We start from the raw sequence: 21,082 nt of genomic DNA on the forward strand, positions 1-21,082 counted from the left end.
CCTACCATGTGAACGTGAGTGAGGCGATCCAACAGTTCTTCGCGTCGCTACCGGCGCGCGCCGCATCGGTGCTGAACAGCCCGATCGGCGGCACGCTCCAGATCGACCTGGCCGACGGCAACCGTACCGAACACTGGTACGTGCGACTGGCACCCGGATCGGCCCAGGTGAGCCGGGAGGAGCAGGGGCAGGCCGACGCCGTGCTCACCCTCTCCACCGATCTGTTCGAGAAACTGGTCACCGGCCGGGAGGCCGGCATGGCCGCGGTGCTGCGCAACGAGGCCACGTTCAGCGGGCACGTCGTGCTGTTCCTGGCGTTCCGCCGGTTCCTGCCGACCCGGCCCGACGTACGGGATCCGCGGGACGCCGCCCGCGACCACGTCCGGCGGCTGGTGTGAAAGACCGGGTCAGCATCCTCGACGGCAACACATTCCTGGTCAGCGACGATCGCGGCAACATCCAGCCGTCGTACGACTTCCCCACCGGGTTGTTCTCCTTCGACACCCGGTTCCTGTCCACCTGGATCCTCACCCTCGACGGGGAACCTCTGCACGCGCTCTCCATCGACGACTCGCTGTCGTACAAGACGCGGTTCTTCCTGGTCCCCGGCGAGCCGACGCACTACCTGGACGCGAAGGTCTCGGTGATCCGCAGCCGCGCGATCGGCGGCGGCCTGGACGAGGAACTGACAGTGCTCAACCACTCCGAGCAGGAGATGGAGTTCCACCTCCGGCTGGACATCGGCTCCGACTTCGCCGACCTGCTGGAGATCAAGAATCAGCGGGGCAAGGAGGGACACACCACGCCCACGGTGGAGAGGAACGGCCTGCGGCTGACCTACCGCCGGGCGGCGTTCCACCGCGAGACGCTGGTGACCAGCAGCGCGCCGGCCGAGGTCGACGAGAGCGGGATGACGTTCCGGATGCGGGTCGGCCCGCACGGCGAGTGGACCACCCGGTTGCACGTCGACACGGTCATCTACGGGGCACGGGGCGAGGACGTCCGGGCCATCCTGCCGCTGGGCGGCCAGCGCACGGCGGTCGAGATCGAGGCGGAACAGAGCGCCCTGATCAGCCGCGCGCCGAAGCTGGGCTGCGACTGCGAGCCGCTGGCCGGAGCTTATCGGCGCAGCCTCAACGACCTGGCCGCTCTCCGGTACGAGTCGATCACGCTCGGCGTCCGGCTGCTCGCCGCCGGCCTGCCCTGGTTCATGACGCTGTTCGGCCGGGACAGCATCTTCACCTCGCTCCAGGTGCTGCCGTTCCTGCCCGAGCTGGTCAAGCCCACGATCGTCATGCTCGCCGGCCTTCAGGGCAGCCGGGTCGACGACTTCCGGGACGAGGAACCCGGCAAGATCCTGCACGAGCTGCGCTACGGCGAGAGCGCCGGGTTCGAGGAGCAGCCGCACTCGCCGTACTACGGCGCCGCCGACACCACGGCGCTGTTCGTGATCCTGCTCGACGAGTACGAGCGGTGGACCGGTGACGCCGACCTGGTGCGCAAGCTGGAACACGAGACGCGGGCGGCGCTGACCTGGCTGGACACGTACGGCGACCTGCTCGGCACCGGCTACGTCTGGTACATGTCCCGCAATCCGGAGACCGGGCTGCCGAACCAGTGCTGGAAGGACTCGCCGGACGCCATCTCCTACGCCGACGGGCGGATGCCCGAGTTCCCCCGGGCCACGTGCGAACTTCAGGGGTACGCGTACGACGCGAAGCTGCGCGGCGCCCGTCTGGCCCGCACCCACTGGAACGACCCGACGTACGCCGACCGGCTGGAGCACGAGGCGGCGGCGCTGAAGGAACGGTTCAACCGCGACTTCTGGATCCCGGACCGGGAGTACTACGCGTTGGCGCTCGACCCGCTGGGCCGGCAGGTGGACGCGCTCACCTCCAACATCGGCCACCTGCTGTGGAGCGGCATCGTCGACGAGGAACGGGCCCCGGCGGTCGCCGCCCACCTGCTCGGCCCGCGCCTGTTCTCCGGGTGGGGCGTACGCACACTCGCCGACGACCAGGGCCGGTACAACCCGGTCGGCTACCACGTCGGCACGGTGTGGCCGTTCGACAACTCGATCATCGCCTGGGGCCTGTGGCGGTACGGCTTCCGGCAGGAGGCCGGCCGGATCTGCGACGCCCTGCTCAGCGCTTCGCACTACTTCGACGGGCGGCTGCCCGAGGTGTTCGCCGGCTACGAACGCGCCCTCACCGACTATCCGGTGGAGTACCCCACCGCGTGCAGCCCGCAGGCGTGGTCCGCCGGCACGCCGCTGCTGGTGCTCCGGGTGATCCTGGGACTGGAACCGCAGGGCGAGCACCTGATCATCGACCCGGCCGTACCGCCCGGCATGGGCCGGGTGGAACTGCTCGACATCCCGGGCCGCTGGGGGCGGGTGGACGCGCTGGGCCGCAGCCGGGAGCCGCACTCCGAACAGCCGTCGCCCCCGGCGCTGACCCTGCCCGGCGGCTGACGTCAGGCAGGGCAGGACGCGGTGACGGCGACCCGGACCCGCTCACCGGCCCGCAGCGCCAGCACCGCCGGGTCGCCCGGGCGTGCGTACGCGTCGGCCGAGTCCACCACCGGCGCGGCGCCGGCGCCGAACGCGGCGGACAGCGACCGGTCGGCCGGCACTGCGGCCTCGGACCGGGCCGTGCGGACGGTCCCGCCACCCGGGCAGGGCGCGGCCAGCACCTGGACCGGCCCGGTCGCGCCGCCCCAGCGGCCCAGCGCCGACGCCAGCACGGCCGACTCGGCGTCGGCGTCGGCGGACGGGGCCAGGTAGCCGGAGCCCGCCGGGCGGCAGCCGGTGTCGGCGGTGAGCAGCACCCGGCCCGGGCCACCGGCCCGGCCCTCGACCGTGACGAACTCGCCCGCGTCGGCGCGCAGCAGCGGCTCACCGTCGAGCGTCGACACGCCGGCCCGCCAGCCCGGCGGCAGCCGGTCGGCGATGCCGCGCAGCACCTCGCGGACGTCGCCGCCGCCGATCGCCACCTCGACGCCGCGCTCCAGCGTCGCGCCGTCGTCCATCGGCGTGATCCGGCAGCCGCGCTCCAGGCGGTCGGGCAGGAGCGCCGGTACGCCGGCGGTGCCGGCCGCGGCGGTCAGTTCACCGATCGCGCGGTCCACCACCGGGCCGGCCTGGTCCAGCGAGCGCTGCTCCTTGACCGTCGGCGCGTCGGTGCGTACCGACCACCAGGTCAGACCGGCGAGCAGCACGGCCCACGCCACGGTGGCGACCGCCAGCCAGCGCAGCCGGCGTCGGCCACCGGGGCCGGGCCGGCCGGGCGGGGTGGGCGGGGCGTAACCCGTCTCGACGGCAGTCACCCGGCAATGGTGTCACGTGTCCGCGAGGCGCCCGGCCGCGCCTCGGCACCCTCGCTCAGACCGGCACCGACCGGCGGGACAGCAGCCACAGCAGGTAGAAGGGACGCTGCCGCAGCTCGCCGCGACGGTCGGCGTACTGGTCGGCGGCGAGCACAGCGGAGAAGAAGCCGCCCGCGCCCAGCATGCCGAGTACCGGGGCCAGATGCGTGCCCTCGACCGCCACCAGGGTCGCCGCGACCGTCGCCACCGCCGCGCCGGCGGCCTGTACGGCCGAGCGCCGGGACACCCGGGCGACCTCGGCCCGGGCCGCCCGCACCCCCTCCTGGATCTCCGCGTCGAGCTTCGCGAGCTGCACCAGCGCCCGATCCGGATCGGTGTCGACCTCCAGCATCCGGCCCCGCAGGTACGCCTGGGTCGCGGCGAGCGCGTCGCTCTCCTGGGTCAGGATGGCGCAGTAGTCCCGCAGCGAGGTGCCCTCCAGCATCGGCAGATCGAGCTGGAGCAGCGGGGTGACCAGTCGAGCCTTCACCGGATCCCCGCTCGGCACGTCGACGACCCGGTGCCCTTTGACGATCAGGTCGAGCGTGCGGTCCGGGTTGTCGCCCAGCTCGATCCGGCCCGATGTGTCGAACAGCGAGGAGGTGGACTGGGCGTCCGGCGCGCGCGACTCCAGGTGGCTGCGGCGGAAGGTCTGCGGGAAGTAGACGAGCTGACCCAGCTCCAGCAGCGGCGCGCAGTCCCGCAGGTACGCGCCGAGGCGGTCCAGGTCGTCGCATTCGGCGTAGAGCTCGTCGATCCGGATGTCCTCGTACCGGCAGCGCGGGTCGCAGTGATCCGGATCCTTGCCGCACCTTTTGCAGATCTCCCGGTGGGCCAGATAGCAGCGCTCGCCGCCCGGCTGGGAGAGGACCAGCTTGGCCGTGACGAGCGTGGCCCGCTTGGTCAGGAAGGACAGGTCGGTGTCGAGGCTGGCCACCGAAACGTCGAACGGGCGCGACCGGCTGGACCCGTCGGCGCGCTGGAGTTCGCGGGCGATCTCCTCGCCCCGGTTGCCGTCGATGAAATCGATCAGATAGCGGCGGGCGTGGGCAGCGGCGTCGTCGGGCACCTGATCCCCCTCCGGCGCGTCCGGGGCGCACCGCCGTCCAGCCTGCCAGCCACTGTCGAGGCGCACAGTCGCCGGAACGGCTCGTGGCCCGCCACCGGGTTGGGTGGCGGGCCACGATCTCCAGCGTGGGTCAGGCGGCGACCGAGACGGTCACCTCGTTGATCCCGCGGGCCGCGGCAACGGCGGTGTCGCCGTTGCCGTGGCGGGACAGCGCCCGCAGCGTCCACGAGCCCGGCGCGGCGAAGAACCGGAACTGCCCGGCCGCCGACGTCACCACCTCGGCGGTGAACTCGCCTGTCGAGTCGAGCAGGCGCACGTACGCGCCCGGCACGACCTCACCGGACTCGGCCAGCACGCGGCCGGTGATGACGGTCTCCTTCTCCAGGTCCAGGCTCGCCGGGAGGGGGGCGGACTGGTCCGGCGCGGCGCAGCCGGCGGCAGCCGTCGAGGCGGCGGAGGCGGCGGTCATCAGGCCTCCCCCGGCTCGTCGCCGAGCGCCACCGGCACGCCGACGAGCGAGCCGTACTCGGTCCAGGAACCGTCGTAGTTCTTCACGTTGCGGTGCCCGAGCAGCTCCTGGAGCACGAACCAGCTGTGCGAGGAGCGCTCGCCGATCCGGCAGTACGCGATCGTCTCCTTGCCGTCGTCCAGCCCGGCGTCGGCGTAGATCTTGCGCAGCTCGTCGTCGGACTTGAACGTGCCGTCCTCGTTGGCCGCCTTGGACCACGGGACGCTGATCGCGGTCGGGATGTGGCCGGCCCGCTGCGCCTGCTCCTGCGGCAGGTGGGCGGGGGCGAGCAGGCGGCCCGCGTACTCGTCGGGGCTGCGCACGTCGACCAGGTTCTTGGTGCCGATCGCGTCGACCACCTCGTCGCGGAACGCGCGGATCGAGGTGTCCGGCTCCTGCGCGACGTACTGCGTCTTCGGCCGCTCCACCACGTCGGTGACGAGCGGACGGGCGTCCAGCTCCCACTTCTTGCGGCCGCCGTCGAGCAGCTTGACGTCGCCGTGGCCGTAGAGCTTGAAGTACCAGTACGCGTACGCGGCGAACCAGTTGTTGTTGCCGCCGTACAGGATCACGGTGTCGTCGTTGGCGATGCCCCGGTCGGACAGCAGCGCCTCGAACTGGGTCTTGTTGACGAAGTCCCGGCGGATCTGGTCCTGCAGGTCGGTGCGCCAGTCGAGCTTGACGGCGCCGGCGATGTGCCCGGTGTCGTAGGCCGAGGTGTCCTCGTCGACCTCGACGAAGACGACGCCCGGGGCGCCGAGGTTCTTCTCGGCCCACTCGGCCGAGACGAGTGCGGTGTCGCGACTCATCAGATCACTCCCTGGTGAGGATGGTTTGGTGAGCCTGCGCGTGGAGATCGATGTCGATGGTTGTCGCACCACACGCGGACCCTGAGCTAGGAACGGATCACGGGTACGTGCGACGGCGCCGCTGCCGGGCGTTGAGGAGGGGGAACCGGGAAAGGTTCGTGGACCCTGGTGGCCGCCGTTCAGGCGGCCGGAGACAGCCCCGCCGTCAGATGACGGGGCGACACAGGCAGGTGGCCACGCGGCACAGGTCGACCGCGCGCCGTTTGGTGAGGTGGGTCCCCATGTGCAGGGAGATTACCAGCCGAGGCGACAGGTGCCACCAGGCCGACCAGCATCCGGGACGGCCGGCCCGCTCCCCGGACCGGCCGCGTGCGGCTCTCAGCCCGCGGAGTTGATGGGCACGTTCGCCGCGTCCGCCGTGACCACCAGGCCCTCCGGCTTCGGCTCCACCTTGCGCAGGTTGAGCTGGAACGGCAGCTCCGGCAGCGGCACGTCGATCGAGATGCCCTGCGCGTACCGGGTCAGCGCGGCCCGCGCCAGCGGCACGTTCGGCAGGCCGTCCGCGGTGAGGTCGTTGAAGCGCAGCGCCACCTTGTTGCCGGCCACCGTGACGTCGGCGGTGCCGTTGACGGTGAGCTTGATGCCGAGGACGTCCACCGGGGCGGTGACGGCGAGCTTGCCGTTGCGCTCGCCCAGCGTCAGCCCGGGACGGTCCAGCAGCTTGGCCAGGCTGTCGTAGGTGACGGTGCCCCGCCCGTCCACGCTCTCGGCCACCACGTCGCCCCGGCCGGAGCGCAGCGTGTCCAGCGAGGCGGTCACGTTGCGCGCATCCACGTCCAGCTTCGGCACCTCGACGGCGTCGCCCTGCACGTCACCGCGTACGTCGGTGAGCTGGATCGAGATGCGCTCGTACCGGCCGTCGAGCACCTGGGTGAGGAACGGGAAGCCACCCACCTCGACCTGCGGCGCGGCGGACTGCGCGTCCTGCTTGGCGATCTCCTGCCGGACCTGGTCGGCGATGGCGCGCTCGGCCACTCCGGCGGCGACCCGGTCGGCGACCACGAGCAGCCCGGCCAGCACCAGCAGCAGGACGAGGAAGCCGATCAGCACCTTCCGGCCCCGTCGCCGGGGTCGACCCTCCGCCGGATACGCCTCTGCCACGCCGCCTCCCGTCCTCGCCGCCGTCACCGCGCCTCGCGGCGCAACCGTACTTACCCGAGGCGAATCCTCCCCAACCGCGTCACAGGAACAGCACGCACATGGCGTACGCGGCGGGCGCGGCCAGCGCGAACCCGCCCAGCGGCCCCTGCATGTGCCGGGCCACCCACATCGTCGGCGGTTCACCGGCCATCAGCCGGCCCGCCTCGGCGTACCCCACGGCGAGGTCGGCCAGGACGGCGGTGGCCGCGCTGACCACCCCGACCAGGGCGGCGCTGGTCGGGGTGAAACCGACCAGGTAACTGCCGAGCACGGCGCTGGTGAGCGTGCCGAGCATGGCGCCGACGACCACGCCGGCCGCGCCGCGTGGCACCTGCGGGGCGAGCCGGGGCCACGGCGCGACCGCGTCGGTGAGCCGGGCGACGAGCAACGCCACCCCGGCGGCGGTGAGGCAGACCGTGATCGCCTGGGTGCCCTTGGGGATCCGGCTGAGCACGACGAGCGTGGCGAAGGAGACCACGCCGACCACGATGAGCAGGGTGCCGCCGAGCGAGTCGGTCACCCGGACCCGGTCCACCCGCCGCACGAGCTGCCCCAGCACGGCGAGCAGGAACCCGGCTGCGGCGGCGTAGCCGAGCGGGGCCAGGCCGGCGATGTCCGACCGCACGGCGGCGACGTCGGCGATCACCGCCGTCGCGGCGCTGACGAGCGCGACCACGAGCAGCGCGGGCGGCCGCATGGCCATCGTCCAGGCCAGCACGAACAGCAGCTGGACACCGAAGATGATCGCGGCGAACGGCAGCCGGTGCCCCGGGCCCGAGGTCTGCGCGCCGAGCACCAGGCCGACGCCGAGCAGCGCGGCGAAGCCGGCCACGGTGAGCGCCAGCGGGCGGCGGACCGGGACCGGCGGCACCTCCTCCTCGGGTTCCTCGTCCGACTCGTCATCGGGACGCCGGCCGGGCCCGCCCTTACGCAGCCGGCGCGGGCCCTTGCGTTCCGGCCGGTCGCCCTCCTCGTCCGCGGGGCCGGTGCGCGGGGCGGGCGGGTAGCCACGGGCGGGGGCCGACGCGCCGGTGGGCGGCTCGTCGGTCCACGGGTCACGGCCGGTGTCGCGCGAGGTGGAGGGAAACACGCCCCGATCGTGCCAGACCCGGGCGGCTCGGCGGAGGTCCCGGTTTCAGCGACGTTAAAACCTGCGCCGCGATCGAGGGCAGAAAGGGCAAACGGTAAATCGCGCGAAGGTGACGGCCGGTCCATCGGTTACGCTCAGGCCGTTACCCGCCCGTCGACGACGCCGGGACCCACGCAAGTTCACAGTGCCGCCCGTAGCCGGGCGTGTCGCTGGTCGCGCGCGGCCGGAAGGCCGCCGGGACGGAGGTGATCGTGGAGCTCCTGCTGCTCGTGACCGCGCGGGCCGGTGAGCCGTCGGCGGTGTTGCCGGCACTCGACCTGCTGCCCCACTCGGTCCGCACCGCACCCCGTGACGTCCGCACGCTGGTCTCCGGCCCGACGCCGGACGCCGTCCTGGTGGACGCCCGTTCCGAGCTGAGCGAGGCGCGGGCCACCTGCCGGATGCTGCACGCCACCGGGCTCGGCGTACCGCTCGTCGCGGTCGTCACCGAGGCGGGCCTGATCGCGCTGAACGCGGACTGGGGCGTCGACGACGTGATCCTGGCCGGCGCCGGGCCGGCCGAGGTGGAGGCGCGGCTGCGGCTCGCGGTGGGCCGGCTCAGCAACGCCACCGCCGGCGCCGGCGGCTCGATCCGGGCCGGCGAGCTGAACATCGACCCGGACACGTACGCCGCCAAGCTGAAGGGCCGGCCGCTCGACCTCACGTACAAGGAGTTCGAGCTGTTGAAGTTCCTGGCCCAGCACCCGGGTCGGGTGTTCACCCGGGACCAGTTGCTGCGTGAGGTCTGGGGCTACGACTACTTCGGCGGCACCCGGACGGTGGACGTGCACGTGCGGCGGCTGCGCGCCAAGCTCGGCTCGGAGTACGAGTCGATGATCGGCACCGTCCGCCAGGTGGGCTACAAGTTCGTCGTCCCGCCGTCGCGCTCGCTACCCGAGCCGGAGCCCGCTCCGCTGCCGGTCTGACCGCCTCCGCACCACCTCGCTACGGGGCATTTTTCTCGTATGCCCTTTTTGCCCGATAAGTCAGCCATATCCTGGCTGCCGGAATTGTCGGGCTAAGGGGGCGGCGGTGCGTGCGGTGAACACGGGGGCGACGAACGGGCGGTGCCGCTGATGCGGGCCCCGACGCTGCGCGCCGCCGGGCTCGTGACAGTCGTGCTGGCCGGCCTGCTCGGTTCGGCCTTCGTGCTGGGCCGCAGCCTGGTGCCGGACCCGCACCCGTCGGCCGCCGGAGTCGCCACCACGCTCACCGGGCCGCGCTACGGCGAGCAGCCACCCAGCACCGACTTCCCGGGCGGCACGACCAGCCCACGGCCGAGCCCCGACGCCGCACCGGACGCCGCCCCCGTCCCGGCCGACGGCGACGGCCCGTACGGCGCCCAGGTCGCCACCGGCTCGTCCCGGGTCGCGCTGACCTTCGACGACGGCCCCGATCCACGCTGGACCCCGCAGGTGCTCGCGCTGCTGGCCCAGTACGGCGTACGGGCGACGTTCTGTGTCGTCGGCGAGAACGTCGAGGCCCACCCGGATCTGGTGCGTTCGATCGTGGCCGAGGGCCACACGCTGTGCAACCACTCCTGGAACCACGACGTCAACCTGGGCAAGCGATCCCCGGCGACGATCCGCGCCGACCTGCTGCGCACGAACGACGCGATCCTGGCCGCCGCGCCCGACGCGCGGATCGCGTACTACCGCCAGCCCGGCGGGGCCTGGATGCCGTCCGTCATGTCGGCCTGCGCCGACCTGAACCTCACCCCGCTGCACTGGAGCGTGGACCCGTCGGACTGGAAGGCGCCGGGCGCCACCACCATCGAGGCGATGGTCCGCTCGCAGATGGGGCCCGGCGCGATAGTGCTCATGCACGACGCGGGCGGGGACCGGTCCGGCACGGTCAGCGCGTTGCAGCAACTCCTGCCCGAACTGCTGACCCGGTTCGAGTTGGAGCCGCTGCCCGTCGGCAGCCCGTGACGAGCGCCACCGATCCCCGTCGTCGTCCGGCGCGAACCGCGGCCCGCCGGGCGCTACCGTGACTCAGATGAGCAGCACCGAGCCGACGAGTGGTCCCGCCGCCGACCGGATCGCCAGGGCGGACCGGCTGACACCGGACGGGATCGACCGGCCGGACCGGCTGACGCCGGACGAGGTCGCCGAGGTGCTCGCGCTGGCTCGCGCCGCCGGTGACGCCGACGGCGCCGACCCGCTCGACGAGCACGTGCTGCTGCGGCTGCGCGACCCCGAGGCCCCCGCCGTGCACCTCACCGCCCGGACCACCGACGGCACCCTCACCGGGTACGCGCACCTCGACACCACCGCCCCGGCCGACGGAGTCGGCGTGGAGATGGTCGTGCACCCCGCGTACCGGCGGCGCGGCTCCGGCCGGGCGCTGGCCCGTGCCGTGGTGGCCGCCGCTCCCGGGCCGCTGCGCGCGTGGGCGCACGGTGACCACCCGTCGGCCGCCGCGCTCGCCGTCGACCTTGGTTTCTCCCGGGCGCGGGTGCTCTGGCAGATGCGCCGTCCGCTCACCGCCGAGATGCCGGCGCCGGTCGTACCGGAGGGCGTGACGCTGCGCGCGTTCCGCCCCGGCGAGGACGACGAGGCCTGGCTGGCGGTGAACAACGCCGCCTTCGCCCAGCACCCCGAACAGGGCAGGTGGACGCTCGACGACCTGCGCGTCCGCATCGCCGAGCCGTGGTTCGACAGGGCCGGGTTCCTGCTCGCCGTCGACTCCGCCACCGGGCGGCTGCTCGGCTTCCACTGGACCAAGGTGCACGAGCGGCAGGGCTCGGCCCGCATCGGCGAGGTGTACGTGCTCGGCGTCGACCCGTCCGCGCACCGGGGCGGGCTGGGCCGGGTGCTCACCGCCGCCGGCCTGACCCACCTGCGCGACGAGCGCGGGCTGGACCGGGTGATGCTCTACGTGGACGAGAGCAACACCGCCGCGGTGGCGCTCTACGAGCGGCTGGGCTTCGCGCACTGGTCCGCGCACGTCAACTACCAGCTCGGCTGAGCGTCCGCCGGCCCTGGAAATTCGCCACAAGGGCGATAGCAGGCTGCTAGTTCACGAAATGGACAACCCCTCCTCAGCGTACGGCCACCTCGTCGGCTGAACGTGTTCACCGCGCGTTCACTTGCGTCCGGCGAACCGTCCACCTGGCCCTCCTACCTTCATGTCAGCCGGTCAGCGCCGGCCCCCGGCACTCCGGGCGACCTGACCAAAGACGTGAAGGGAAACCCCTGAAGTGAAGCTCCAGCGGCACGGCGCCATCGCCTGTCTCGCTCTTACCGCGGTTCTCGGTCTCAGCGCCTGCGGCTCGGACAACAACGAGCCGGCCGGCGCCTCCACCGCCGGTTCCGCCGCGGCGGTGGACTGCGCGACGGGCACGCTGAACGCGCAGGGCTCCTCCGCCCAGAAGAACGCCATGGCCGAGTGGATCAAGGTGTACCAGCAGAAGTGCGCCGGCACCACGATCAACTACGAGCCCAGCGGCTCGGGCGCCGGCATCCAGGCGTTCATCGCCGGCACCGCCGACTTCGCCGGCTCGGACTCCCCCCTCAAGCCGGAGGAGCAGCCGCAGGCCGACGCCAAGTGCGTCGGTGGCCAGGCGCTCAACCTGCCGATGGTCATCGGCCCGGTCGCCGTCGTCTACAACGTGGGCGGCGCGGACAACCTCCAGTTCAGCCCGGCCACGCTGGCGAAGATCTTCGCCGGCAAGGTGACCAAGTGGGACGACGCGGCCATCAAGGCCGACAACCCGGACGCCAAGCTGCCGTCGACCGCGATCCAGGCGGTGCACCGCTCCGACGAGTCGGGCACCACCGACAACTTCACCAAGTACCTCTCCAAGACCGCCGAGGCGGACTGGACGCTCGGCAACTCCAAGGCGTGGAAGGCCCCGGGCGGCGTCGGCGCGGCCAAGTCCGACGGTGTGGCCAGCAAGGTCAAGAGCACCGACGGCACCATCAGCTACGTCGAGTGGTCGTACGCCGAGAACTCCGACCTGAAGATGGCGAAGATCCGCAACGGCAACGGCGAGTTCGTCGAGCTGACCGGCGACTCGGCCGGCAAGACCATCGCCGGCGCCAAGTTCGAGGGTCAGGGCAACGACCTGAAGATGTCGATCGACTACAACACCAAGGAGGCCGGGGCGTACCCGATCGTCCTGGCGACCTACGAGATCGTCTGCAGCAAGGGCCTCGCCGCCGACAAGCTGCCGCTGGTCAAGGGCCTGCTCGGCCACGCCGCCAGCGCCGAGGGGCAGAAGGAGCTCGTCGAGCTCGGCTACGCGCCGCTGCCCGAGACCGTCCGCACCAAGGTCGAGGCCGCGGTCAAGAGCCTCTCCTGAAGCTCTGACCGACACCTCCTCAACACGAAGCGAGCGAGCAGATGGGTGACACCCCTCACCGCTCGGCCCACGCCGGCACCGGCGGGAACCCCGTGACCACGAGTCACGAGCGACCCGCCGGTGCCTCGGCGCGTGTGGTCGAGCGCCCCGGTAACCCGGGCCGCCCCGACGGTGGCCTCGGCGGCGGCGGTGCCCTCCCCCGGGCCCGCGCCTTCGGCGCGGAACGGGCGTTCCGCGGCCTGACCCTGGCCGCCGGCACCACGGTCCTGGTGGTCATCGCGGCCATCGCGATCTTCCTGGTCGCCAAGGCCGTCCCGGCGCTGCGGGCGAACACCGAGTCGTTCTGGACGTTCGAGGGCTGGTTCCCGAACGACAACCCGCCGCAGTTCGGCATCGGCGCGCTCGCCTTCGGTACGGTCCTGAGCTCGCTGCTGGCGCTGCTCATGGCGGTGCCGGTCGCGCTGGGCATCGCCCTGTACCTGTCGCACTACGCGCCCCGGCGGCTCGGCAACGCCCTGGGCTTCCTGATCGACCTGCTGGCCGCCGTGCCGAGCGTCGTGTTCGGCCTGTGGGGCCGGGACTACTTCGCCCAGCCGGTCGCCGACCTGTCCGCCTGGCTGAACAGGTACTTCGGCTGGATCCCGATCTTCGGCGACGGCCCGTACGGCAACTCGATCCTGCTCGGCTCGGTGGTGCTCGCCATCATGGTGCTGCCGATCGTCACCTCGCTGTCCCGCGAGGTGTTCCGGCAGACCCCGACCGCCAACGAGGAGGCAGCGCTCGCGCTCGGCGCCACCCGCTGGGAGATGATCCGCACCGCGGTCCTGCCGTACGGGCGGCCTGGCGTCATCGCCGCGGTGATGCTCGGCCTGGGCCGGGCGCTCGGCGAGACCATCGCGCTGGCGCTCACGCTCGGCTCCACGTACGCCATCTCGTTCAACATCCTGGCCAGCGGCGGAAACTCGATCGCCGCGAACATCGCCAACCGGTTCGCCGAGGCGAACGACACCGGCCGGGGCGCGCTCATCGCCTCCGGCCTGGTGCTGTTCGCGATCACGCTGATCGTCAACATCACCGCCCGGGCGATCATCCACCGGCGGCGCGAGTTCACGGAGTCGGCCGCATGACCACTACCCTCACCCCCCGCCGCCCGCGCCCGCCGGCCCAGCCGGCCACGCTGCGGGCGAGGCGGCTTCCCGCGTACGCCGCTCCGGCCATCGCCGTCACGGCCCTGCTGCTCGCGGCGGCTCTGGTGTACGGCGCCGGCATCGGCGGCCCGGTCCTGGTCGTGGTGGTCGGCGCGCTGCTCTACCTGGCCGGTCTGTTCGTCGCGGCGAACGCGGTGGAGGGCCGCCGGTCGGCCCGCAACCGCACCTGGAGCGCGCTGATCCACTCCGCGTTCGTGCTGGCGGTGCTGCCGCTGGCCTCGGTGGTCTGGACGCTTGTGAGCAAGGGCTCCGAGCGGCTGGACGCGAACTTCTTCGGCACCTCGATGAACAACATCGGGTCGCGGGACGCCAACGGCGGCGCGTACCACGCGATCGTCGGCACGTTGCAGCAGGTCGGCATCGCCACGCTGATCACGGTGCCGCTGGGCGTGCTGTGCGCGATCTACATCGTCGAGTACGGCCGGGGCCGGTTCGCGTTCACCATCCGCTTCTTCGTGGACGTGATGACCGGCATCCCGTCGATCGTCACCGGCCTGTTCGTGCTGGCCTTCTGGGTGCTGATCGTCTCGCCGTGGTTCAACGACGGCCGGCCGGGCTTCTCCGGCTTCGCCGCCGCGCTGGCCCTGAGCGTGCTGATGCTGCCCACTGTGGTCCGCTCCACCGAGGAGATGCTCCGGCTGGTGCCGGCGCCGCTGCGCGAGGGCGCGTACGCCCTGGGCGTACCGAAGTGGAAGACCATCCTGCGGGTCGTGCTGCCGACCGCGCTGCCCGGCATCGTCACCGGCATCATGCTCGCCATCGCGCGGGCCGCCGGTGAGACCGCGCCGGTGCTGCTCGTCGCCGGCGGCGGCGCGGCGATCAACTTCAACCCGTTCGAGAACAACCAGTCGTCGCTGGCCCTCTTCGTCTACCAGCAGGCCGGTGAGGCGTCGAGGTACTCGCCGGCACGGGCGTGGACTGCGGCGCTGACCCTGGTCGCCCTCGTCCTCGTCCTCACCGTGGCGGCGAAGCTGCTGTCCCGCCGCAACCGGCTCGGCCGATGAACCCCGGAGGTACCGCCACCATGGCCAAGCGCATCGAAGCCACGAACGTGACCGCCTACTACGGCGGGTTCAAGGCGATCGAGAACATCAACCTGACCGTCGAGCCGAAGACGGTCACCGCCCTGATCGGTCCGTCCGGCTGCGGCAAGTCCACCTTCCTGCGGTCGATCAACCGGATGCACGAGGTGCTGCCCGGCGCCCGGGTCGAGGGCAGCCTCACCATCGACGACCAGGACATCTACGACCGCGACGTGGACGTCACCGCGGTCCGCCGGATGATCGGCATGGTCTTCCAGCGGCCGAACCCGTTCCCCACCATGAGCATCTTCGAGAACGTGGTGGCAGGCCTGCGGCTCAACGGCGTACGGCGCAAGTCGATCCTGGAGGAGGCGGCCGAACGCGCGCTCCGCTCGGCGAACCTGTGGGACGAGGTGAAGGACCGCCTCGCCAAGCCCGGCGCGGGCCTGTCCGGCGGTCAGCAGCAGCGGCTCTGCATCGCCCGCACCATCGCTGTCGAGCCGCAGGTGGTGCTGATGGACGAGCCCTGCTCGGCGCTGGACCCGATCTCCACGCTGGCGATCGAGGATCTGATGTTCCAGCTCAAGGACAAGTTCACCATCATCATCGTCACGCACAACATGCAGCAGGCCGCGCGGGTGTCGGACCGGACCGCCTTCTTCTCGATCGAGAAGACCGGCGACCCGGGCCGCCTGATCGAGTACGACAACACCCAGAAGATCTTCAGCAACCCGAGCCAGAAGAAGACCGAGGACTACATCACCGGCCGCTTCGGCTGAGTCAGCGCAGCAGGAAGCGGGGCTCGGCACCGTCCAGGCCGTCGATGTGGGGCAGGATCGGCGTACCCGGCTCGCGCTCCGCCGCGGCGCGGGCCACGGCGGCGAGGTCGCCCGCGGCGGCGACCTCGGCGAGCGTGACCATGGTCGGCGGCAGCATGGTCAGCTCGCCGGCCTCCGCCCGGGCCAGCGCGTCCGCCGGGCGCAGCCACAGCGTGTGGTCGGCCTCGCCGGAGACGTCCCGGGTCCGCTGCCCCTCGGGCAGCAGGGCGACGAAGAAGTACGTGTCGAAGCGGCGCGGTTCGAACTCCGGGGTGATCCACCGGCTCCACGGCAGCAGCAGGTCGGACCGGAGCGTCAGGCCCCGCCCGGCCAGCAGGTCCGCGAAGCCGACCCGCCGGCCCTCCAGATCCTGCCGGGCCGCCTCCCAGTCGTCGCCGCTCACGTCGCCGACCACGGTGTCCGGGTCCGGCCCGGCGAGCAGCACGCCCGCCTCCTCGAAGACCTCGCGGGCGGCGGCGCACACCACCGCCTGCGCGTCGGACGGGTCGAGCCGGAGCCGCTCCCCCCACGCCGCCGGTTCCGGCCCGGCCCACCCGAGGTGCGCCTCCGAGTCGGAGCGGTCCACGCCGCCGCCGGGGAAGGCGTACATGCCGCCGAACGTCATCGCCGCCACCCGGCGGATCATGTAGACCTCGAAGCCGTCGCCGGCCGGGCGGAGCAGCAGCACGGTGGCGGCGACCCGGGGTACGGCGGGCACGGCGCCCTCGGCCTGGAACCGGCGGGCGTGCTCCACCAGGGCGGGGGGTGCGGCGAAGCCGTCGATCGTCATGCGTCGAGCCTAGTTCCCGCCGGGCGGCCCGGCCGGGGGCGGCCGGGCGGGGGCGCACACCGCCGCAACAGCACTCCCCGACCACCCCACCTGGTGACGATGCGTAGCCCTCGGCCCCGAGCAACAGCCACCCCTCCGCCGACTTTGCTCTGCAGCCAGATCCGCAGCGGCAACCTTCCGTGAGCGGTGCGTAGAGGGCTGCAGAGCAAAGTCGGCGAGAGGTAGCCAGCCCGGGCCGCGCAAGCGCTGCCTTATGTCCGGTCAGCCGCCTTTGGGCAACCGACTTCAGCGAGGAGACGAGCGGCGCCCGTCACGCTACGCAAACTTCACGCTCTGTGTTCGCCGGAGGTGGCATCAGCTCGCCGCCCCGGCCGTGCGCGGCCCGACCGCGCAGACCGTCGCCGATACGGGGCAGCAGCCCCCGGTCGTGACTGGCAGGGTGGTGACCCGTGATCGACGACTTCGCGAAGCAGTATCTGCACAACGACCTACGCCAGATCCGCGAGGTGGTGCTGTGGAAGCTCGACGGGTTGTCCGAGTACGACGTGCGCCGCCCCCTGGCCGCGTCCGGGACCAACCTGCTCGGCCTGGTCAAGCACCTGTCGTTCACAGAAGCCCGGTACTTCGGCGAGGTGTTCGGCAGGCCGTTCCCGGAGCCCCTGCCCCGGTGGGATGCTCCGGATCCGGACGGCGCCGACATGTGGGCGAGCGAGCACGAGACCCGCGAGGGGGTGATCGGCCGCTACCGGCGGACATGGGAGCACGCGGACACGACGATCGACGCCCTCGCGATCGACGCCCCCGGCCGCGTGCCGTGGTGGCCCCGCCCCGACGTCAAGTTGTTCAACGTCATGGTCCACGTGCTGACCGAGACCAGCCGGCATGCGGGGCACGCCGACATCCTGCGGGAGCAGCTCGACGGCTCGACCGGGGCATGGGCCGAGTACGCGCACCTGGAGCCCGACGAGCCGACGCTGACGGCGCGTCGGGCGATGATCGAACGGGCCGCCCGGGCCGCTGCCGACGCCCACGGCACCGCCTGACGTCCCGACGGGTGGATCACCCTGCCGGCCCCGGAGCGGGAAGGGATAGCGTGCCGGGCATGACGCGTTGGGGAATCCTGGCCACCGGAAACATCGCCGCCCGCTTCGCCGAGGACCTGCGGCTGGTGCCGGACGCCGAACTGGTCGCGGTCGGCTCGCGTACCCGGGAGAGCGCCGAACTGTTCGCGCGCCGGCACGACGTGCCGCGGGCGTACGCCTCGTGGGCGGAACTGGCCGCGGACCCGGACCTGGACGCGATCTACGTGGCCACCCCGCACGCCGCGCACCACGAGGCGGCGCTCGCCTGCCTGGCCGGCGGCAAGGCCGTGCTGGTGGAGAAGCCGTGCACGCTGGACCTGCCGACCACCACCGAACTGGTGGACACGGCCCGCGCTCGGGGTCTGTTCCTCATGGAGGCCATGTGGATGCGGACGAACCCGCTGATCCTGCGCGTGCTGGAGCTGATCCGGGACGGCGCGATCGGTGAGGTGACGCACGTACGGGCGGACTTCGGCGTGGCCGGGCCGTTCCCGCCGGAACACCGGATGCGGGCCCGCACGCTCGGCGGCGGCGCGCTGCTCGACCTCGGCGTGTACCCGCTGAGCCTGGCCCACCTGGTGCTCGGTGTGCCGCAGCACGTGCAGGCATGGGCGAAGCTGACCCCGGAGGCGGTGGACGAGAACACCGGCATGGTGCTCGGCTGGGACTCCGGCGCGGTGGCGACGCTCAGCTGCGGCATGGTCGGGGCGACAGCGATCTCCGCGTCGATCACCGGTACGACCGGCCGGATCGACCTGCCCGAGCTGTTCTTCCGGCCCGCGCACGTGGTGCTGCACCGGGCCGGCGCCGAGCCGGAGACGATCCCGGCGGACCTGACCGGCGGCGGCTACCAGTACGAGGCGATCGAGGTGCAGCGCTGCCTGGCGGCCGGGCTGACCGAGAGCCCGCTGGTGCCGCACTCCGCCACGCTCGAGGTGATGGGCCTGATCGACGACATCAAGGCCCGGATCGGCGTCTCCTACGCGTGAGGGGTCCCCCGCCACGGCGGGGAACCCCTCGGCGTCAGGTCACTCAGAACAAGGGCCGGACCAGCAGGTACGCGAGGCAGGCGATCGCGGCGGCGGCCGGGAACGTGATGATCCAGGCGATCACGATGTTGCCGGCCACGTTCCAGCGCACCGCGGAGAGCCGTTTCGTCGCACCTACACCCATGATCGCCGAGGTGATCGTGTGCGTGGTGGAGATCGGCGCCTTCAGCACCAGCGCGTTGAAGTAGAGCACCGCGCTGGCCACGGTCTCGGCCGCGAAGCCCTCCGCCGGGCCGAGGTCGATGATCTTCCGGCCGAGCGTCCGGATGATCCGCCAGCCGCCCGCGTACGTGCCGGCCGCCAGCATGGCCGCGGAGGTCCAGAACACCCAGCCAGGGATGTGCGTCTTGCTCTCCTGGAAGCCGCCGGTGTAGAGCGCGAGCACGATGATGCCCATGGTCTTGGCGGCGTCCTGCATGCCGTGGCCGACCGACATGGCGGCGGCGGACGCGGTCTGCGCCCACCGGAAGCCCCGGCTGAGCTTGCCGGGCTGGCCCTTCCGGAACAGCCACATGATCGCCAGCATCATCAGGAAGCCGAGGATCAGGCCGACCACCGGCGAGAGCACCATCGGGACGAGGACCTTCTCGATGATGGTGCCCCACTGGACGATGCCGTCGGCGGCGAACAGGGTGGCGCCGACCAGGCCGCCGAAGAGGGCGTGCGAGGACGAGGACGGCAGGCCGAAGTACCAGGTGATCAGGTTCCAGATGATCGCGCCGAGCACGCCGGCGAAGACCACGCCGAGGCTCTCCACCCCGGTCGGCAGCGTCACCAGCCCGTCGCCGACCGTCTTGGCCACCCCGGCGCCGAAGTGCGCGCCGACGAAGTTGCCGACGGCGGCCAGCGCGAGCGCGATCCGGGGGGTCAGCGCCCGGGTCGAGATGCTGGTGGCGATCGCGTTGGCCGCGTCATGGAAGCCGTTCGTGTAGTCGAACGCCATGGCGACCGCGATCACCGCCAGCACGGCGATGAGTTCGGGACTCACTGGATCAGGACTCCTTGACCGCGATGGTCTCGACGGTGTTGGCGACGTGCTCGAAGGCGTCGCAGGCGGCCTCCAGCTCGTCGGCCACCTCCTTCATCTTCAGCACCGTGAGCGCGTCGTACTCACCGGAGAAGAGGCGTACCAGCAGCATCCGGTACGCCTGGTCGCCGTCGTTCTCGAGCCGGTTGCACTCGATCCAGTAGTCCTCGAGATCCTTCATCGACTTCAGCCGGGGCATCGCCTCGGCGGTGAGCTTGGCCTGCAGGTCGAGCACGTTGACCAGCTCGTGCAGCTCGCGCGGAAGCGACGGGAGCTTGGTCAGGCCGTACAGGTAGAGCAGGTTGCCGACCGCCTCCAGGTGGTCCATCACGTCGTCGAGCAGCGAGCCCAGCCGGTAGATGTCCTCCCGGTCGAACGGCGTGATGAACGTGGAGTTGATCTTCTTGTACAGCTCGTGCGTGATCTGGTCGCTGTCGTGCTCGATGTCGGTCAGCCGCTCGCTGATCGACTGCACGTCGGCACCGGGCAGACCCAGCTCGTTGAGCAGTTCGGTCCCCTTCACCAGGTTCTGCGCGGCCCTGGTGAAGAGCTCGTAGAAGGCGCCCTCGGTGGGACGGAAGGAAAACTTCACAGCACGGACCTCGTCGTGTCGGTGGAAGGGTGGCCGTCGCCCCCCGGGCGTCTGCTCTGCGCATGCTAGGGACCGCGCCGAACCCACTTTCGATCGGCCCACCCCTGGTCAGGCCCGATTCACCGCTCGTTCACCTTCCGTTCATCTGGTCACCCGCCGAGTTGGTTCCGTAACCGGTCACGCTCCCGTTCGACGTCGAAATCGGCAGGCGGATACCCCAGATCCAACCCGTCGAACGTCTCCCGCAGCAGGTGGGCGACCGCCCAGTCGCGGTACCACTTGCGGTCCGCCGGCACCACGAACCAGGGCGCGGCGTCCGTGCCACAACGCTGGAGAGCCTCGGCGTACGCGTCCTGGTAGTCGCCCCAGCGTGCCCGGGTGTCCAGGTCGCTGGGATTGAACTTCCAGAACTTCGCCGGGTCGGTGAGCCGCTCCATCAGCCGCTCGCCCTGCTCGGCGTACGAGATGTGCAGCATGACCTTCACCACTGTGACCGCCTGCTCGGTCAGCTCCCGCTCGAAGTCGTTGATGATCGCGTACCGGGACCGCCAGGTCGCCTCGTCGACCAGCCCTTCGACCCGGGCGATGAGCACGTCCTCGTAGTGGGAGCGGTTGAACACGCCCACGTACCCGGGTGGCGGCAGCGCCCGGCGTACCCGCCACAGGAAGTCGTGCCGCAACTCCTCCTCGGTCGGCGGCCCGAACGAGCGGATGTGCAGCCCGAGCGGGTTCATCGCGCCCGCCACCCGCTTCACAGTGCCGTCCTTGCCGCCGCAGTCCATCGCCTGGAGAACCAGCAGCACCCGGCGCGGCCGGTCGCCGTCCAGCCCGGCGTCCGCCTGCGCCGGAGCGCTGGTGGCGCTGCCCGGTCCGGCGGCGCCCTGCGCCGAGGCGTACAGCATCTCCTGCTGCCGCCCGAGTTCCGCGCCGATCAGCTCGACCTGGGCCCGCGCCCACTCCTTGCGCGCCGGTCCGCGTCCGGCCGCCACCGGCAGCCCCGGCGTCGACCGGGGATCGACAGCCGCCAGATCCACAGTCCCCGGCGGAACCCGGAGCAGTTCCCGCATGGGCCCACCGACGGGCCGCACCACCTCACTCATCCCCCGA

22 protein-coding genes are annotated in these 21,082 nt (G+C 71.9%); 11 read left to right on the top strand and 11 right to left on the bottom strand.

Annotated features, from left to right (window positions below; all coding sequences use genetic code 11):
- The first annotated feature begins 8 nt into the window (after window positions 1–8).
- Together O7611_RS25945 and O7611_RS25950 are read left to right on the top strand one after the other, a co-directional pair.
- Complete coding sequence (locus O7611_RS25945) at window positions 9–398, top strand: SCP2 sterol-binding domain-containing protein (protein ID WP_194801830.1); 390 nt, start codon at window positions 9–11, stop codon at window positions 396–398.
- Window positions 395–2,473: an amylo-alpha-1,6-glucosidase gene (locus tag O7611_RS25950; RefSeq protein WP_269697728.1), complete on the top strand. Its 2,079-nt coding sequence runs from the start codon at window positions 395–397 to the stop codon at window positions 2,471–2,473. Before O7611_RS25945 ends, O7611_RS25950 begins: the two co-directional genes overlap by 4 nt.
- A gap of 2 nt (window positions 2,474–2,475) precedes the next feature.
- Here O7611_RS25950 and O7611_RS25955 read toward each other — a convergent pair whose 3' ends face one another.
- From O7611_RS25955 to O7611_RS25980, 7 genes are all read right to left on the bottom strand, one after another.
- Window positions 2,476–3,327, bottom strand: a complete 852-nt coding sequence (locus O7611_RS25955) for a hypothetical protein (protein ID WP_194801832.1) — start codon at window positions 3,325–3,327, stop codon at window positions 2,476–2,478.
- A gap of 55 nt (window positions 3,328–3,382) precedes the next feature.
- A complete protein-coding gene (locus tag O7611_RS25960) occupies window positions 3,383–4,435 on the bottom strand; it encodes a hypothetical protein (protein ID WP_194801833.1) in 1,053 nt (350 codons plus the stop codon).
- Between the two features lie 130 nt (window positions 4,436–4,565).
- On the bottom strand, window positions 4,566–4,904 hold the full coding sequence (locus O7611_RS25965) for a DUF1416 domain-containing protein (protein WP_135242226.1): 339 nt from the start codon (window positions 4,902–4,904) through the stop codon (window positions 4,566–4,568).
- Complete coding sequence (locus O7611_RS25970) at window positions 4,904–5,752, bottom strand: sulfurtransferase (protein WP_194801834.1); 849 nt, start codon at window positions 5,750–5,752, stop codon at window positions 4,904–4,906. Before O7611_RS25970 ends, O7611_RS25965 begins: the two co-directional genes overlap by 1 nt.
- 205 nt (window positions 5,753–5,957) lie before the next feature.
- Window positions 5,958–6,035: an Ms5788A family Cys-rich leader peptide gene (locus O7611_RS31955; RefSeq protein WP_310503780.1), complete on the bottom strand. Its 78-nt coding sequence runs from the start codon at window positions 6,033–6,035 to the stop codon at window positions 5,958–5,960.
- Between the two features lie 95 nt (window positions 6,036–6,130).
- Window positions 6,131–6,913 (bottom strand): LmeA family phospholipid-binding protein, encoded by a 783-nt coding sequence (locus O7611_RS25975; RefSeq protein WP_194801835.1) that lies wholly within the window; start codon window positions 6,911–6,913, stop codon window positions 6,131–6,133.
- Window positions 6,914–6,992: 79 nt separating this feature from the next.
- Window positions 6,993–8,042: a hypothetical protein gene (locus O7611_RS25980; RefSeq protein WP_194801836.1), complete on the bottom strand. Its 1,050-nt coding sequence runs from the start codon at window positions 8,040–8,042 to the stop codon at window positions 6,993–6,995.
- Window positions 8,043–8,287: 245 nt separating this feature from the next.
- Between O7611_RS25980 and O7611_RS25985 the strand changes: the two genes are divergently transcribed.
- The 7 genes from O7611_RS25985 (at window position 8,288) to pstB (ending at window position 15,396) form a co-directional block, all read left to right on the top strand.
- On the top strand, window positions 8,288–9,007 hold the full coding sequence (locus O7611_RS25985; RefSeq protein ID WP_176739763.1) for a winged helix-turn-helix transcriptional regulator: 720 nt from the start codon (window positions 8,288–8,290) through the stop codon (window positions 9,005–9,007).
- A 150-nt stretch (window positions 9,008–9,157) separates the two neighbouring features.
- Window positions 9,158–10,012 (top strand): polysaccharide deacetylase family protein, encoded by an 855-nt coding sequence (locus O7611_RS25990; protein ID WP_194801837.1) that lies wholly within the window; start codon window positions 9,158–9,160, stop codon window positions 10,010–10,012.
- 67 nt (window positions 10,013–10,079) lie between these two features.
- A complete protein-coding gene (gene mshD, locus O7611_RS25995; RefSeq protein WP_269697729.1) occupies window positions 10,080–11,051 on the top strand; it encodes a mycothiol synthase in 972 nt (323 codons plus the stop codon).
- Window positions 11,052–11,283: 232 nt separating this feature from the next.
- Complete coding sequence (gene pstS, locus O7611_RS26000) at window positions 11,284–12,387, top strand: phosphate ABC transporter substrate-binding protein PstS (protein WP_194801838.1); 1,104 nt, start codon at window positions 11,284–11,286, stop codon at window positions 12,385–12,387.
- Window positions 12,388–12,428: 41 nt separating this feature from the next.
- Window positions 12,429–13,514 (top strand): phosphate ABC transporter permease subunit PstC, encoded by a 1,086-nt coding sequence (gene pstC, locus O7611_RS26005; RefSeq protein WP_194801839.1) that lies wholly within the window; start codon window positions 12,429–12,431, stop codon window positions 13,512–13,514.
- Window positions 13,511–14,599 carry a phosphate ABC transporter permease PstA gene (gene pstA / locus O7611_RS26010; RefSeq protein ID WP_194801840.1) on the top strand — a complete coding sequence of 363 codons (1,089 nt, stop codon included), beginning with the start codon at window positions 13,511–13,513 and terminating at the stop codon, window positions 14,597–14,599. The genes pstC and pstA overlap by 4 nt, the downstream gene beginning before the upstream one ends.
- Window positions 14,600–14,619: 20 nt before the next feature.
- The gene (gene pstB / locus O7611_RS26015) at window positions 14,620–15,396 is read left to right on the top strand and encodes a phosphate ABC transporter ATP-binding protein PstB (protein WP_013288829.1); all 777 of its coding nucleotides are present in this window, start codon (window positions 14,620–14,622) and stop codon (window positions 15,394–15,396) included.
- 1 nt (window position 15,397) lies between these two features.
- Here the strand turns inward: pstB and O7611_RS26020 are convergent, their stop codons facing one another.
- Window positions 15,398–16,225, bottom strand: a complete 828-nt coding sequence (locus tag O7611_RS26020) for an NUDIX hydrolase (protein ID WP_194801842.1) — start codon at window positions 16,223–16,225, stop codon at window positions 15,398–15,400.
- 449 nt (window positions 16,226–16,674) lie between these two features.
- Here O7611_RS26020 and O7611_RS26025 point away from each other — a divergent pair, with 449 nt between their 5' ends.
- Window positions 16,675–17,268: a DinB family protein gene (locus O7611_RS26025; RefSeq protein ID WP_194801843.1), complete on the top strand. Its 594-nt coding sequence runs from the start codon at window positions 16,675–16,677 to the stop codon at window positions 17,266–17,268.
- Between the two features lie 59 nt (window positions 17,269–17,327).
- Window positions 17,328–18,296, top strand: a complete 969-nt coding sequence (locus O7611_RS26030) for a Gfo/Idh/MocA family protein (RefSeq protein WP_194801844.1) — start codon at window positions 17,328–17,330, stop codon at window positions 18,294–18,296.
- A 43-nt stretch (window positions 18,297–18,339) separates the two neighbouring features.
- Here the strand turns inward: O7611_RS26030 and O7611_RS26035 are convergent, their stop codons facing one another.
- The 3 genes from O7611_RS26035 to O7611_RS26045 all read right to left on the bottom strand — a co-directional run bounded on the left by O7611_RS26035 (window position 18,340) and on the right by O7611_RS26045 (window position 21,075).
- Complete coding sequence (locus O7611_RS26035) at window positions 18,340–19,344, bottom strand: inorganic phosphate transporter (protein WP_194801845.1); 1,005 nt, start codon at window positions 19,342–19,344, stop codon at window positions 18,340–18,342.
- 4 nt (window positions 19,345–19,348) lie between these two features.
- Entirely contained in the window at window positions 19,349–19,975 is a 627-nt protein-coding gene (locus O7611_RS26040; RefSeq protein WP_013288834.1) for a DUF47 domain-containing protein, read from the bottom strand.
- Between the two features lie 149 nt (window positions 19,976–20,124).
- Window positions 20,125–21,075 (bottom strand): PPK2 family polyphosphate kinase, encoded by a 951-nt coding sequence (locus tag O7611_RS26045; protein WP_194801846.1) that lies wholly within the window; start codon window positions 21,073–21,075, stop codon window positions 20,125–20,127.
- Between the last annotated feature and the right edge of the window lie 7 nt (window positions 21,076–21,082).

The organism is Micromonospora sp. WMMC273 (assembly GCF_027460285.1).
GTDB classification, from domain to species: domain Bacteria; phylum Actinomycetota; class Actinomycetes; order Mycobacteriales; family Micromonosporaceae; genus Micromonospora; species Micromonospora aurantiaca.